Source organism: Variovorax frigidus, from assembly GCF_051216515.1.
Lineage (GTDB): Bacteria > Pseudomonadota > Gammaproteobacteria > Burkholderiales > Burkholderiaceae_C > Variovorax.
The window spans coordinates 24,011-38,440 of sequence record NZ_JBPJZF010000002.1 but is presented as its reverse complement, the minus strand read 5'-3'; the positions used below and the strand labels follow the sequence as shown (position 1 = coordinate 38,440).

Below are 14,430 nucleotides of genomic sequence, written 5' to 3'. Positions count from 1 at the left end.
CAGGGTGAGTTCGGGGCTGGCGGCTCCACGTCACTGTAACGAGTCATACGGCGCTGCGGTTGATGCCGATCAGTTCCGCATGCCGGTCCTGCGCCACGGCCGACGCACTGGCGCAACCGGCGCCGATGCGAGCCACGCCATGCGCCGCGTCGTTGCGGACCCGCAACTGACTGGTGTCGCGCAACTCCTGAGTTCTCACTCCAACAGGTCGGCGCACGCGCGCTGGTTGGTCAGCAATCAATTCCGAGACAAACGTGGTTTCCGCGCCGGTTCGGAAGTCAACCGGCGCATCGCCGCTCAATCGGGTGGGCGAGAATTCCGCTTTTCACAAGCGCAAGCGCAGGCTTGAGTTCACGGTCGCCGGCAATCCCGCCGTTGACTCCAGCAGATTTTTGCGATGATGACAAACTAACGACATGGGAAAGTTGTGCTTCGCATGGGCAAGATCCTTAACGGTGATTGATCTTCATGGAAAGGAAAGCAATCTTTCCGAGTTTGCGTTGTGTTCTGCCATGGCCACACGCTCGACCGCGCGACTGGATGAGTCGAAGGGGCGCACGGCCCCGCGTTAGAGGGGCTGGGGTGCTTTGAGGTGCATGAGGCGTCCCGATCAAGGGGGCGCTCGTCCGCGGTAGAGACATATCATTGAACAAGCGCGTGCCTCACCGGCTCTCCCGCCTCTCCACGGCGGCGCTCCATGCACGTAGGGCCAGCTTACGCAACTCACCGAACCACAGCACGGTACTACCCATGCCCAGGCAGACGGCCCATTGAGCGGGCGCGAGGGGCACGGTGCCGAACGCGACGTTGAGCAGGCCCACGTGGACCACCGCCACCTGCAGAACGACAGACAGCGCGATCGCGCCCCAAAGCCACGGGTTGACGAAAATACGGTGGAAAGCGCTGGTGGTTTCGGAGCGTGCATTGAAGCAGTTGAACAGCTGCGCGAACACGAGCACGGTAAAGCCTGCGGTGCGCGCATTGGCTAGGCTTTGCGACCCTTCGAGCAGCCCGCCAGGAAGGTAGAGGTCGATGGTCAACAGGCTAGCCACCGCCATCACCAGACCGATCCAGATCACACCCCACCACATGCGGGCGTCGATCGCGCCCTCAGTGGGTTTCCGCGGCTTGCCGGCCATGACGTCTTCGGTCTCAGGGTCGATGCCCATCGCCAGTGCTGGGCCGGAGTCGGTGATGAGGTTGATCCACAGGATCTGCGTTGCCAGCAAGGGCAGCACCACGGCCTCACCACCGCCTGCGAGGCCGATCACACTGGCGCCCACGACGCCGAGGAAGACGGTCAGCACTTCGCCCATGTTGGACGACAGCAGGTAGCGCAGGAACTTGCGGATGTTGTCGAAAATGCCGCGGCCTTCGCGCACCGCCTCGACGATGGTCGCGAAGTTGTCGTCCACGAGGATCATCTTTGCGGCCTGCTTGGTCACCTCGGTGCCGGTGACGCCCATCGCCACCCCGATGTCGGCGGACTTCAGCGCTGGCGCATCGTTGACGCCGTCCCCTGTCATCGCGACGATGTTGCCGTCGGCCTGCAGCGCATCCACGATGCGCAGCTTGTGGACCGGCGCCACGCGGGCGTAGACCGATGTCGCGCGCACCGCCGCGGCGAGGCCGGCATCGTCGAGTTCATCGAGTTCTGCGCCGGTCAGCGCCTTCGCCCCCGGATCGACGATGCCGAGGTCGGCGGCGATACGTGCCGCGGTGCGCGGGTGGTCGCCGGTGATCATGATCACGCGGATCCCGGCCCGGTGCGCTTCGCGGATCGCCACCGCAGCCTCGGGGCGCGGCGGGTCGATGATGCCGACCGTGCCGACGAAGATCAGGTCGCGCTCCAGGCCGGGTGAAGCCTCGTCACGCTCGCCTGCCTCCAGCGGCCGGTAGGCGACGGCGAGCGTGCGCAGGGCCTCGTCGGTGAGCCGCGTCACGGCAGCGAGGGCACGCGATCGAAGTTCGTCGTCGAGATTCACGACGTCCATGCCGACGCGTGCACGCGTGCAGTGTTCGAGCAGGACGTCGGGGGCCCCCTTCGTGATGACGACGATCTCACCCCCATGCTCGCTGTCGCGTTCGATGGTCGACATCATCTTGCGGTCTGACGTGAACGGAATCTCACCAATGCGTTCGAAGCGTCGCTGACGTCGCTCGGTCGCGCCGAGCTTGCACTCGGCGACCAGGAAGGCCGCTTCGGTGGGGTCGCCCTGGATTTCCCATCGTCCATCGTCACCCTGGCGCAAGTCTGCGTTGCCCGCCAAGCTGCCGCCGCTGAGAACCACGATCTGCTCGTTCAACAGCGCGCCGGGTTCGATCTCTGCGCCGTCGTATTCCACCTTTCCCTCGGGAGCGTAGCCCACGCCGGTGACAAGCGTGTCGCCGGATGCCGTCGCGACGCGCTGGATCGTCATTTCTGATCGTGTCAGCGTGCCGGTCTTGTCAGAGCAGATCACAGAAGCGGAGCCCAAGGTTTCCACCGACGACAGTTTCTTCACAATGGCCTGGCGCTTGGCCATGCGTTGCACGCCCATTGCAAGGACCACGGAGAGGATGGCCGGCAGCCCCTCCGGCACCGCAGCCACGGCCAACGACACGCCGAGCAGCAGCACGGTTATCAAGTCGGATGCGCCACGGATGTCCGACATCAGAAGGACGGTTGCGACCACGACGACCGCAATGATCACGACGGCGACGCCGAGCATGCGGCCGATGCGGCCAACTTCCTTCTGCAATGGCGTCGGCTCTTCTGCCGTGGCATCGAGCATGCTGGCGATCGCGCCCATCTCGGTCGCCATGCCGGTTGCGGTCACGATGGCACGGCCGGTGCCCTGTGCCACCGCTGTGCCTTTGAAGACCATGCACACCCGGTCGCCAAGTGGCGTCGGCGCTGGCAAGGTGGCTGGGTCTTTCAGTACCGCCTCGCTCTCGCCGGTGAGCGAGGCCTCCTGGATACGCAGCGCGGCGGCCCGAACCAACCGTGCATCGGCGCCGACGAGGTCGCCTTCGTCGAGCACCAGTACGTCGCCGAGCACGAGTTCTGCGCTCGGGATACGAAGCCGCGCGCCGTTGCGCAAAACTGAGCATGTCGCGGCGGTCATGCTGGCGAGCGCGCCTACCGCGTTCTCGGCTTTGGCTTCCTGCGCATAGCCGAGCCCAGCGTTCAAGACGATGACCAACGCGATCACGACCGCATCCACCGGCCAGCCGTGCCGTCCTTCGATCAACCACGCCGCAAGGGCAACAGCCACGGCAGCCAGCAACAGGTAGATCAGCGGATCCTGGAACTGGCGCAAGAGGCGGCGCCAAGTGGGCTCGCGCGGCGCAGCACGAAGTTCGTTGGGGCCAGCGCTTGCGAGTCGGGCAGCCGCCTGGTCCGCATCGAGTCCGTTTTCGAGGTTGGTGCCCAGTGCCCGGGCCACGGCATCGGCATCGAGGGTTGACGGATCTTCCAGCTTCGTTTCAACGGTCATCGCCGCGATGCTGCCGCAGTTCCTTGGTTATCACAAGGAGAGGCGGGTCGTGCTGCGCAGGCGCGCCTGATCACGCTGCTGCCCTGGACCGGTTCTGCCGTGATTCACGACATCAAGGCCGAGAACTGGAACCTCACCGCAGGCCCCGCACGCGCTTCAGCCATTGTCTGCTAAGGACAGCTGTGGCCCGGCAGGTTGCTCCCACACTTCAGCGGATAGTCCATGCGCTCTCCCGCAATCGGATGCGCTGCGGCTGGAGGACGTGCAGGGGCCGAGCAAAAACTCTCGGTAGTGCGGACAGGTGACGGCTTCTATTGCTCGCTCTCGACCACAAAAGCCCCGCACCGTAGCAACCCTTTTGTTACTTCGAAAAGTCGCTCAGTTCCTTGCCTGCGGCAATGGCCATCTTGAGCCAACCGGGCTTCGGCCCGCGGCCCGTCCATGTATTGCCCGCTTCGTCTGTATACCGAACAGCAGACTGGGCGCGCTTGGACGCCTTTGCGGGTTTTGAGTTCTGCACCGAAAGCTCATTTTTTTCCGCTCCCGACCTACCTGCTGCAACTTTTCCAATCTCTGCCCGAAAGTCTTCAAGGCTTGCACCGCTGCCGATGGCGTCGCGTAGCCAGCGTGGACGTGGGCCGCGGCCGCCCCAAGTGTTGCCGGTACCATCCGCATACTTCGGTTCTTTGCCGACTTTGTCTGCCTTGCCCTTCGATTTCTTCTTCTGGTGGGTACTTGTGCTCACCTTTCCAAAGAGATGCTCTGGTGTCAAGTCATAGTGTGCAATCGCCACTTTAACGCGATCGATGACCCCTTGGATTTCGCTAAGGCGAATCGCCTCTGCTTGGCGCTGAAGCACTTCGATCTGCTTCTGCAGCTTTGCGTAAGTTTGTGCCATTGGGCTCTACCTCTAATTCAAGAAGAGCCGAGCTTACTCTCACTCCGTCCTAGCCTTGTGTTGCGCCGCTCCTTTTCGATGAGGAAAGCAATAAAAACGGACGAGTACTCTTAGCCCCGAGTCGTCTGATCACGCCTGATGCACATCGCACTACGCTGGTGGAAAGCAAGTTGGATCTCAATCGGGCGACGTCGACAGCAACCGTGCGAACTCGTCCTCAAAGGCGCAGTAAGCGGCTAGCCGTGGCACTGCGTCGTGCACGCGGGCACGTTCCAGTTGCGGCCATGTGTGTAGCTCTTCCCATGGCGACTGCGTGACAATGTTCCTGCTGGCCAGGCGTTCCTGGCTCGTCAGCGTGACCAGTTCCCGCTCAATGCGGTAGTTCCGGGCAATGCGTTGCAGCGCTTCGGTGGCAACGGCGCTCTTGCCGTTGTCGCGCAGCAGTTCGTCAAACTTCCTCCTCGCGTGGGCCAGACATCCCGCTGCGATGCGAACGGGCTTGGCTGCCATCACCTGCTCATATTGCCCTGTACTCGTCTCGCACCAACGTGCCGCTCCAAGCTCAGCCACCGTTGGGACCATTGTCTGCCGCTGTAAGGACGCGAGGGGCACTGCGCCCCTCGCCCAAGGCCGAAGTCGTAGACCACTCCCGGCACCGGATCGGAGGCACCGCGCGCATAGGCCGTAAGCGGTCAATCAACCATGCCCTTGTTCAGGGAGCGATGAGCTGTGAGGCTAAGCTTGGGTGACAACACAACTCTCTCGGGTTCCTCGAATGACGCTTCCCTTGCTGCACCACATCTCCTTTGGTGTCTCTGATCTACAAGCGATGGCGACGTTCTATGACGCAGCTCTTGCTCCCCTTGGGCAAGTTCGCGTGTGGGACGGCCCTCAGTCAGTGGGATATGGACTTCCTGGGCAGGGAGACCAGTTCCTACTCAACCTCACAGACGAGGGCGTGCATGCTCCAGGATCCGGATCCCATCTTGCGTTCAGTGCCAGCTCCCGCGAAGCCGTCGACCAGTTCCATGCTGCGGCACTGGCGAACGGCGGAACTGACAACGGCGCACCGGGTTTGAGAGAACACTACGGCCGGAATTACTACGCAGCGTTCGTGATCGACCCTGAAGGCTTCCGAATCGAGGCAGTGATCAATGCGCCCCTATGAAGAGCGTGGTTAATTGACCGCTTACGGAAGCTCGAGGTCACCCAGCAGATGGCCAACCATGAGAGCGCGCGTACGACAGGGCTCTACGATAGGCGGCAGGCTAGGTATCATGATGAGGTCGAGCGAAACCAGCCCATCGCAGCAACGCTATAGAGGTGGCTGGCCATCAACGTCAGGATCGTATCGATGTCTGCCGGCTTAGCCACGTGGTGATCGAACTGTGCGCATGCGTCTTGGCGCGGTCGGCCGGCGAGTCGTAGCCAGTGAGCGCAACCAAAAGCACTTTCGGCGCTGGTCGGAGATGCTTTGACGTATCCGCTCTGAAATCTCGTAGCCAGCCATGCCGGGAAGTCCGAGGTGCATCCGGCCTTGTACACCGATGGCGTGCTGCGCTGGAACAAGGGTTCGAACAGCAACTCGATCTCGTCGGAGGGATCTCTCCGCCGTTCTCGACTGAGAGGCCACGGACTGATCATTGCCTTCCGCCCTGATCACCGTCGATTCTGAAGGGTCACCGTGTGTTCATGCCTGCAAGATGACAGGGCTTGACCTGGTGGCTGGGTGTCGGGCGGCGAACCGCCCGGAACTGCCGGCAGTTGTTCTACGGGTTACACGAGCCAGCAGGACAGCCGCGGCGCCGTCGTCCTCAGCAAGCCCTATTGCGTCGAAGTGCTAAGCACAAGCCTGAGCGAAGCTGCTGCGCAGCGCGCGTCAACGCTCTAAATCGGAACTTTTGACAACGCTTGAGTCTGGCTGCGCCTCGTCCGAGGCGTTTCGACTATCCAGCGAGAAAAGCAGGCCAGTGAGAACGACAATCACAACGCACATTAGTAAAATCGAGATCTCTTTGCGTGTGGCCCACGGAGTCATAGTGGTTTTCAGGGAGTTCAGTTGGGACAGCCATTAATCGTTCCTAGGTGCAACGATGACACCGCCTTTTTACCTACGAAAACGGCGTCTGACCCGTCTGCCTAGGGTTTTTTCGCAGAAAATCGTCGTTCCCGAGATTTAATCGATGTTTTGATGCTGCTGAAAGACGAATGCGGCGCTGCACATCATGCAAAGTGACACGGTTCACATGCCCCCGGTATTTACCTGCACCAGAGTCTCTTTTGGGTTCCGGTCAATCCCGATGAAAAAAACTGCTTCTCCGATTTTATCTCCGGCGCTTGCCGACTCCGCATGGCCCGTCTAAGCGCGCGGAAAATTCAGCGTCGCCGCAGCCGTGTCGTCAGAACGACGACACTCTTCGTGGTTGCCATCTGCTTGACCCTGCTCGCGATGAATACCTGGCTCATCGTCCGCGCCCATGCGACGGAAGTGAGCCAGATCACACGAGAGAACAGGAATTTGGTGCATTCGGTCGGCCAACAATTTGAAGGGGCTCTCGCACTGGCCGAGCACATTGTCTCGGGCATCGTCTTCGAACTGGAACGCTCGGACATCACGCCCAACACCTTGCAGCGCCTTCAGCCTGTACTGGTCACTCAAGTATCCGAAATCCCAAGTATCAACGGTCTTTTTGTCTACGATGAGCATGGTCGCTGGCTGGTTCATTCAGAAGCGCTAGTCGGCCCGACCCGTAACAATTCAGACCGGGATTATTTCATCCACCACCGGGAAAACCAGAGCGTCCGCACGCTGATCGGCGGACCTATCATTAGTCGTTCGTCTGGCGAATGGGTGATCCCCGTGTCACGGCGCATCAACGATCCCGATGGCAAGTTTGCCGGTGTCGTGCTCGCGACGCTCAGTGTGAAACACCTGCGTGCGGTACTCGATCAATTCCAAATCGGGGAGCAGGGGGCGATCGCCGCGTTCCACACCAACCAACTCTTGGTCCGAAGGCCGTACAGGGAAGAGGACATGGGACGGCGCAATACCCCATCGCCGCTGCGCAAGCTGTTCGAAGCCCAACGGGCTGGCACCATCGAGGGGATCTCCTCCATCGACGGTGTGAATCGGATCATCAGCTTCGAGCATCTAGTGGACTATCCGGTGCTTGTCACCGTGGCGGTAGGCAAGGACGAGGCACTGCAGGATTGGCAGACCGCCTCGATCTACCAGACGATTTGGGTTGTCCTCTTGTGCATGATCGTGGGCGCCTCGGGCACCTACCTGATTCAGTCGATGCGTCGCCGTTTGCTGGTCGAGCAGCGCCTGCGCAGCACGCGCGACGCGCTGACGTCAGCCAATGAACGACTCGCGCGTCTCGCGCAGGAGGATGGTCTAACCGGTTTACCCAACCGCCGCTACTTCGACACGCGCCTCGTCCAAGCCTTTCAGCATGCACAGGACAATCAGAACTCATTGGCGATCGTGATGGTCGACGTCGACGAGTTCAAGAAGTACAACGATCTCTACGGCCACCTGGCGGGCGACGCATGCTTGCGGCAGGTAGCTCACGCGCTGCGTTCGGCGCTGCGTTCGGGTGATTTTGTTGCCCGCTACGGGGGTGAGGAAATGGTTCTGCTGTTTCCGGACACGGATGCCCGGAGTGCAAATGAGGTGGCCGAGCGGGCACGCGTTGCGGTGCAGAACCTTCAAATTCCCCATGGTGCAACCAGCCTCGGCACTGTTTCGGTCAGTCTCGGCGTTGCCGCTTGGAAGCCGACGCACGAGAGCACCCCGGTCGAGCTCCTGAAAGCTGCTGACGAGGCTCTCTATCGAGCTAAACAAGACGGTCGAAACATCGTCAGAGTAGCGTCGGCAAGATGATGAACATGGCGCTGAGGCCATTTTGATCGGCGTGGGTGAATCGCTAAATTCGGGCTGCGGCTGCGCGGTCTTGGCCCCGCAAGGTCAACGCGGTGAGTTGTTGGCGCTCCGCATCGCTGAGCACCAGTTCGCTTTTAGGTTTGCCTCTCATTGCCACCTCGTCATGTTCGAACAGGACACGACTGACCGCAATGGGCAACATTAGTTCAATGAACTTCTAACTCACGACACTAGTGTCCTTGTCGAGAGTTCGAAGACAAAACCGCTCGATGCTGGCGAGGATCTCGTCAGCGGTCTTGGTCCAGGAGAATGGTCGAGGTTCTTGGTTGTTCAGATCGACATAAGCGCGGATGGACTTCTCCAGCGCCTGCGTGGAGCGATGCGTGCCGCGGCGGATGCAGCGCTCGACCTGATTGAGCCAGGACGCCGATATGGGCGTGAAGTGGAAATGAAAGCGAGGCCGTGCAAGCAGCCAGCGTTTGATGGCGTCGGCCTTGTGCGTGCCGTTATTGTCCATGACCAAGTGGATGTCCAGCGTTGCAGGGACGTTGGCCTCCACGGTGCGCAGAAACTTCAAGAACTCAGCACTGCGATGGCGCCGCTGCGTCTGTCCAATGACCTTGCCGGTGGCCACGTCCAGCGCCGCGAACAGCGTGGTCGTGTCTTGACGTACGTAGTCGTGCGTACGTCGCTCGGGCGGCCCCGGGGCCAGCGGCAGCATCGGCTGTGTGCGGTCCAACGCCTGAATCTGGCTCTTCTCGTCCACGCACAACACGATGGCCTTAAGCGGCGGGTTCAGGTACAGAGCGACGATGTCACGCACCTTGTCGATGAGCATCGGGTCGGTGGACAGCTTGAACGTCTCCTGCCGATGCGGCTGCAGCCCGGAGGCATGCCAGATGCGCAGCACGGCGTTCTGCGTCATGCCCGTCTCACGGGCCATCGACCTGGTGCGCCAGTGCGAGGTGCATCCAGCAAGCCGTCCGGCCGTTCGCGCACGAAACGCCCACGCCACTTGGACACGGTCTGCTTGGTCACCTGCAGCCGCTCGGCCACGGCGTTATTCTCGATGCCTTCGGCGCAGGCAAGCACGATGCGCGCACGCAGCGCCGCTGCCTTCGCTGTCTTGCGACGCCGCGCCAGCGCCTGCAGATCGTGATGCTCGGCCTGTGTCAGTACCAGTTCCGCTTTGGGTCTTCCGCGCATTCCAGCCTCATCGTGTGCTGGGGTACACGACGGACTCAGCTCACTCGCGATAGTTCAACGAACTTCTCGATCAGGACACTAGCAGGCTGTTGAATTTCGCCGCTTGAGGTTGACGAGTGACCTCCTCGAGAGGTTTGCAGAGTTCTTTAGCGGTTGCGTGGCGGAATGTTCGGCGCTCGAGGCGGTGCAGATGCGCCTTCGGCGCCTGCGCGTCACCTCATCGGGCCATCGCTTGCGGCATCGAACTGAAGATTCGCGCCATTCGCACGATGTTGCTCGCAGTCATCGTCAACTTGAACTGCTGGTCCACAAGCCGGATCCCTCGGTAGACCGTCTGACGGATGCGCCCCACGGTCTTGCCCCAGCAGAAGTGCTCCGCGATGCGCTTGCGCTTCGTCTGGCTCACTGCGTAGCCGGGGTGGCGGGTCGTTCTCGCGTCGATGGCACTGCCGCCCCAGCGCGTCTCGTGGCTGGCCACGTGCGGCGTGACCCGCCGCTCGCGGCACGCCTGCACGAAGTCTCGTGTGTCGTAGGCCTTGTCCGCTGCAAGCGTTCGGGGATGCTTGCCTGGCTGTGTGTCCAGCATTGCCAACGCCGCAGCCCGCTCGCCGTAGCCATCGGCATGCGTGACCACCGCGCCCACCACCAGACCTGAGCGGTGTTCCATCAACACATGCCCCTGGTAAGCCAGGAGGGCCGCCGTGTTCTGGCCCTTCCTGAACAGCCGTGCGTCGGGATCGGTGGTGCTGGCGTGGGTGGCGTTGCTGCGCGGCTTGCCGTGCCAGTTGGTCTGCGCATTGCGCCCGGCACCACCGCTGTTCGGGCCGTCATCGTTCGCGTCCTTGGGCTTGAAGCTCTTGTGGCTGGCCCAGGCCTGGATCAGCGTGCCGTCCACGGAGAAGTGATGGCCTTGGCTGAGCAGCTTGCGCTGCTCGGCCAAGGCCATCACTTCGGTGAAGAAGCTCTCCACCACCGCGTGCTCGAGCAAGCGATCGCGGTTCTTGGAGAAGCTCGAGTGGTCCCAGACCTCATCGTCGATGGCCAGTCCGATGAACCAGCGGTACAGCAGGTTGTAGCGGATCTGCTCGACCAACTGGCGCTCGCTGCGCACCGAGAAGAACACCTGGATGAGCATGGCTCGCAGCAGCTTCTCCGGCGCGATCGAGGCTCGACCCGTGTCCGCGTAGATGAGATTGAACAGGCCGTTCAAGCGGCTCAGGGCCTCGTTGACCACACCTCGGATCGCCCTCAGCGGATGGTCCGAGGGCACGAAGTCCTCGAGCTTGGCCACCGTGAACAATGCTTCCTGCATCCCATCTGAGCCACGCATCGTCTTCACTCCTTCATGAGCACGAACACGGCATCTACAACGATGGCTGCTTGAGCCCCGTTTACACGGGGGAGAAATTCAACAGCCTGCTAGGGCTGCATCGTGCAGGGCCGCGCTACGATCGACGGTGCTCAGGTAAGGACATGATGCTGGGCTACGAAGACGAAGACGAAGACGAAGACGAAGACGAAGACGAAGACGAAGACGAAGCCATCAGCGACGCCGATATCGCTCGCCGCTGGAAGACCGGCCTATCGCGGCCTGCGTTGCACCTCGTCGTAGCCGAGGCCGCGCTCGCCGAGGTCGGCCGCGCTGGGTGGGAGGTCAGGATGCGGCAGACGGCGGACCACTTCATCTGCACGGTGTTCAAGGCGAGCGCATCGTCGGTCAAAGGTGCAGGACATGCGCGCCGCAGCGATCGTCGACACATTGGCCCAAATCGCCGACGAGTTTCGGCACCAGCATTGACACTATCGATCGCAACGGCATAATCCGCGCTCAACGACTGAGCATCGGCACAACGGTCGCCCATCCATGACGGAGGCGAAGGTGTCGGTAGAGCTCGCAAAACGAGCCCTCTGCAATGGAGGGCTTTCTTTTGGTGCTACTGATAAGTGGCTAGCCGCGGATCTCATGTGACGTTTCTCGAAGCCATCGCGTACCTGGAATCGCTTGAAGCGGCCACTGCCAAGTTTGGATCTTTCAGGAGTGCGTTCCCCGAGCGGCACGTTGCGCTGAGCATCTATTCACGCGCAGTGTTCAAATTCGATTACCTTACCCTCCACGAAGCGTGTCGAAGGCTTCGTTTGGAGATGTCAGCTCCTGTTCTGACCGTCACCAAAACAGTCACCGAAGACCTGGCCGCTATCCTTGGGGTCTCGCCTCAGTTAGCGTTGAAACATCAAGCGGAGGCTACGCTTGGCAAGGTCTGGCCCTGATTGGAGTGGCCGCCTCGGCGCCGAAACCAGTTCTACGCGTCTCGCTTAGAGCGACGCATCAAGGTTGATCCGGAACAAATCGACGAAATTCGCCTGCGGCGAGGGTGCGCTCTACATCCCGGGCGGCAACCGTGGCGTTGTGCATATCGCTGCGCTACGGGGCCACACACAATCGCGGCATGACTGCTCCAGGCGCCCTTTCCGATCTCGAACTGATGACTCGTGCCCACCGTCTGCGACACCAGGCGATGATGGGCGCCCCGTGCGCGAGAGAGTTGGCGCGATGCCATGAGGTCGAAGTTTGGCGCCGCTTCGATCACCGCCTGACCATGCGGAGCGAGAGCAAGCCTGCGCGCAGGAAGCCGTGGTGGAAGTTCTGCTGAGACGGCTGCTCAGCCGTGATGAGCAACTTGATCGATCGTGGTCCAAGGCAGTCAGTTGAAGCATGTTTGTGTTATCGGGCCGACGGATGCCGCATAGGGCGACACTGATCTATCGCAGTCACCACCAGCCGCCGCAGTTGAGGTCGCCGCAGATGAAAAAGCTGTGGCATCTCGTGCAAGTGCGCGCTTCTTCCTTTACAGGGAAGTCGCCAGCGCGGACACGCCTGACGAAATCCTGAATCTTCTCGCTGCGCGTCTGAGCCTTACGTCATGGCTTCAAGGCTCGTCGAGCTCCCGGCTGCGGTGTAGCATTCAGAAGAAGCAAGAGGTACATCGGAGCAAAGCGTGTACTAGTGCCGGGGAGAGCGCGCCGTTTGGCTTTAGGCTCGCCCATGCTTACACGTATCGTCTATGCGAGTCATGCTCGTACCAATGCTGAAGATGACATCCCCGGCGTTCTTGCTTGGTCGCGGCGGGTCAATACCGAACTAGGGATAACCGGAGTCCTTTGTTTCCTCGACGGCGTCTATATGCAGTACCTAGAAGGCGAGGAGGCCGCGCTCGATGCCCTTTTCGCGAGCATCCGCACAGACGCTCGGCACCACGACGTGACCCTTCTTGAAAGGCGAGCGGTGCCGAAGCGCGCATTCTCCGATTGGGCGATGGCACTCCTTGAGTGGGACGACCACACAAGAAACATTTTTCGTAGCTTCTCACCCGGCAAGAATCTGAGCCTCTACGCGAGCGATCCGAGCACCTCGGCGCCGCTGGTGCGAGCGCTCATCCGTGGGGCTGGTTGGAAGTTCGCCATCGATTGACCGCTCCCATCGCGCCATGGATGCAGGCAGCGGCTCAATGCAGTGTGGCTACGGCTCCCGCTCCGTTGCCCGCATGGTCGATCCAGCGTGGGCGGGGTGACGGCGGGCCCGGCGACACGCGGCTAACAGGGCAAATGGGTTGATGCCGTGCAAATCCTGGCATTGGTCGGTCATGTTGTCGCCGAGGTAGCCGCGCCGGTGCGAACGCCGATGGGCTGGACAAGCGAGAGCGCTGTCGTGAAAGAGATCACCCGTTCAGGACGGCGACTGAAGAGAGTTTGTCCGCCGCAACCGCGAGTCGCTCGGCGGCCGGGCGGCCCGAGACCTTGCGGTCCCCTGGCCGTTGGGATCGCCGTCTGAACCATGTCGCCGCAGGAATGCGGTGTGGAGTTTTTGCGCTAGGTTATGGGCCGCGCGTCGCCCCCTGCCTAGGACTTTCTCCTCGGATCGGGGCAAGCGTTACACGCAGAGCAGTCCTTCGGGCCTCTCACCTACGGTTCAGCTGCGCCGGGAGGGTAACAATTGCCTACGAAAGCTGCGCTACCCAAGAGCTTCCTGACCATGACCCCCCGTGACGATGGGGCATTCACTTACCCCACACGGCATCGGCCCTGAGTTCAGGCGATGTAAGGAAACACAAGCTTTGCACACCAAGAACCAAACAGAGGCGCAGCCTTGGGGCCGCCGCTTGCTCGCAGTCGCGATTCTCAGCTTTTCACTAGCCTCCGTAGGCAATGCTGTCGCGGCGGCTGAGATCAAGATCGGCGGAACGGGTAGTGCGCTCGGCGCCATGCGGATGGTAGGCGAAGCCTTCAACAAGCAGCATCCCGACATCAGGGTGGTCGTGCTTCCCAGTCTGGGCACCAGCGGCGCGATCAAAGCCGTGCCGAAGGGCCAACTGGACGTGGGATTGAGCGCTCGGCCGCTCAGCGATGATGAAACCAAGCAGGGGGCCGTCTCGGTCGAGTACGCACGCACGCCCCTGGTCTTTGCAGTGTCGCCCAAATCGCCGATCAAGGCGCTTACGCTCGCCCAGATGGCGGACATCTATTCGGGGAGGATGCCAGAGTGGACCGGAGGCGCAAAGACCCGTCCCATACTGCGCCAAGCTGGAGATGACACCACACGGCAGCTGAGGTCGATGTCCAAGGAGATGGACGCCGGCTTAGCCATCGCCGAGCAACGTCCGGGGTTGCCCTTTGCGACGACGGATCAGGAAGCCGCAGACCATGCTGAAAGCATTCCAGGCGCCATCGGAGTGATGACCCTGTCGTTGATCCTGTCTGAAGGCCGCGACCTGCGGGCGCTGACCTTGGATGGTGTCGATGCGACAGTCGCCAATGCCACATCCGGCAAATACCCTCATGTGAAACGGTGCTTCGTCATCACCGGTCGAGAACCGTCAGTGGAGGCAAGACTGTTCCTGTCCTTTCTGGAGTCGTCTGCGGGACGCGAAGTGCTGATGCGCACCGGGCACTGGGTGCCTTGATGA

13 protein-coding genes and 2 pseudogenes are annotated in these 14,430 nt (G+C 61.4%); 8 read left to right on the top strand and 7 right to left on the bottom strand.

The window, feature by feature from the left end:
• Nucleotides 1-43: 43 nt before the first annotated feature.
• Both ACSFBC_RS05440 and ACSFBC_RS05435 read right to left on the bottom strand, forming a co-directional pair.
• Entirely contained in the window at nucleotides 44-184 is a 141-nt protein-coding gene (locus ACSFBC_RS05440) for a hypothetical protein (protein ID WP_435509314.1), read from the bottom strand.
• 478 nt (nucleotides 185-662) lie between these two features.
• Nucleotides 663-3,479 (bottom strand): cation-translocating P-type ATPase, encoded by a 2,817-nt coding sequence (locus ACSFBC_RS05435; protein WP_435509313.1) that lies wholly within the window; start codon nucleotides 3,477-3,479, stop codon nucleotides 663-665.
• Between the two features lie 69 nt (nucleotides 3,480-3,548).
• Between ACSFBC_RS05435 and ACSFBC_RS05430 the strand changes: the two are divergent.
• A pseudogene (locus ACSFBC_RS05430) lies at nucleotides 3,549-3,652 on the top strand (type IV secretory system conjugative DNA transfer family protein); the annotation flags it as partial.
• A gap of 188 nt (nucleotides 3,653-3,840) precedes the next feature.
• Here the strand turns inward: ACSFBC_RS05430 and ACSFBC_RS05425 are convergent.
• Both ACSFBC_RS05425 and ACSFBC_RS05420 read right to left on the bottom strand, forming a co-directional pair.
• On the bottom strand, nucleotides 3,841-4,377 hold the full coding sequence (locus tag ACSFBC_RS05425) for an H-NS family nucleoid-associated regulatory protein (RefSeq protein WP_435509312.1): 537 nt from the start codon (nucleotides 4,375-4,377) through the stop codon (nucleotides 3,841-3,843).
• A gap of 177 nt (nucleotides 4,378-4,554) precedes the next feature.
• On the bottom strand, nucleotides 4,555-4,887 hold the full coding sequence (locus tag ACSFBC_RS05420; RefSeq protein ID WP_435509311.1) for an IS66 family transposase: 333 nt from the start codon (nucleotides 4,885-4,887) through the stop codon (nucleotides 4,555-4,557).
• A gap of 265 nt (nucleotides 4,888-5,152) precedes the next feature.
• Here ACSFBC_RS05420 and ACSFBC_RS05415 point away from each other — a divergent pair, with 265 nt between their 5' ends.
• Nucleotides 5,153-5,545, top strand: coding sequence for a VOC family protein (locus ACSFBC_RS05415; protein WP_435509310.1), 393 nt, complete (start codon nucleotides 5,153-5,155; stop codon nucleotides 5,543-5,545).
• A gap of 107 nt (nucleotides 5,546-5,652) precedes the next feature.
• Here the strand turns inward: ACSFBC_RS05415 and ACSFBC_RS05410 are convergent, their stop codons facing one another.
• Nucleotides 5,653-5,961: a hypothetical protein gene (locus ACSFBC_RS05410; RefSeq protein WP_435509309.1), complete on the bottom strand. Its 309-nt coding sequence runs from the start codon at nucleotides 5,959-5,961 to the stop codon at nucleotides 5,653-5,655.
• A gap of 865 nt (nucleotides 5,962-6,826) precedes the next feature.
• Here ACSFBC_RS05410 and ACSFBC_RS05405 point away from each other — a divergent pair.
• Nucleotides 6,827-8,263 carry a sensor domain-containing diguanylate cyclase gene (locus ACSFBC_RS05405; RefSeq protein ID WP_435509308.1) on the top strand — a complete coding sequence of 479 codons (1,437 nt, stop codon included), beginning with the start codon at nucleotides 6,827-6,829 and terminating at the stop codon, nucleotides 8,261-8,263.
• Nucleotides 8,264-8,480: 217 nt separating this feature from the next.
• Here ACSFBC_RS05405 and ACSFBC_RS05400 read toward each other — a convergent pair.
• Nucleotides 8,481-9,469 (bottom strand): annotated as a pseudogene (locus ACSFBC_RS05400) (IS630 family transposase).
• Between the two features lie 217 nt (nucleotides 9,470-9,686).
• A complete protein-coding gene (locus ACSFBC_RS05395; RefSeq protein ID WP_435509307.1) occupies nucleotides 9,687-10,799 on the bottom strand; it encodes an IS5 family transposase in 1,113 nt (370 codons plus the stop codon).
• A 143-nt stretch (nucleotides 10,800-10,942) separates the two neighbouring features.
• On the opposite strand from ACSFBC_RS05395, the gene ACSFBC_RS05390 reads away from it, so the two are divergent.
• The 5 genes from ACSFBC_RS05390 (at nucleotide 10,943) to ACSFBC_RS05370 (ending at nucleotide 14,427) form a co-directional block, all read left to right on the top strand.
• Nucleotides 10,943-11,290 carry a hypothetical protein gene (locus ACSFBC_RS05390; protein ID WP_435509306.1) on the top strand — a complete coding sequence of 116 codons (348 nt, stop codon included), beginning with the start codon at nucleotides 10,943-10,945 and terminating at the stop codon, nucleotides 11,288-11,290.
• 144 nt (nucleotides 11,291-11,434) lie between these two features.
• Nucleotides 11,435-11,737, top strand: coding sequence for a hypothetical protein (locus tag ACSFBC_RS05385; protein ID WP_435509305.1), 303 nt, complete (start codon nucleotides 11,435-11,437; stop codon nucleotides 11,735-11,737).
• A 546-nt stretch (nucleotides 11,738-12,283) separates the two neighbouring features.
• Nucleotides 12,284-12,559 (top strand): hypothetical protein, encoded by a 276-nt coding sequence (locus ACSFBC_RS05380; RefSeq protein ID WP_435509304.1) that lies wholly within the window; start codon nucleotides 12,284-12,286, stop codon nucleotides 12,557-12,559.
• The gene (locus ACSFBC_RS05375) at nucleotides 12,513-12,938 is read left to right on the top strand and encodes a BLUF domain-containing protein (RefSeq protein WP_435509303.1); all 426 of its coding nucleotides are present in this window, start codon (nucleotides 12,513-12,515) and stop codon (nucleotides 12,936-12,938) included. Before ACSFBC_RS05380 ends, ACSFBC_RS05375 begins: the two co-directional genes overlap by 47 nt.
• Nucleotides 12,939-13,581: 643 nt before the next feature.
• A complete protein-coding gene (locus ACSFBC_RS05370) occupies nucleotides 13,582-14,427 on the top strand; it encodes a substrate-binding domain-containing protein (protein WP_435509302.1) in 846 nt (281 codons plus the stop codon).
• Nucleotides 14,428-14,430: the final 3 nt, after the last annotated feature.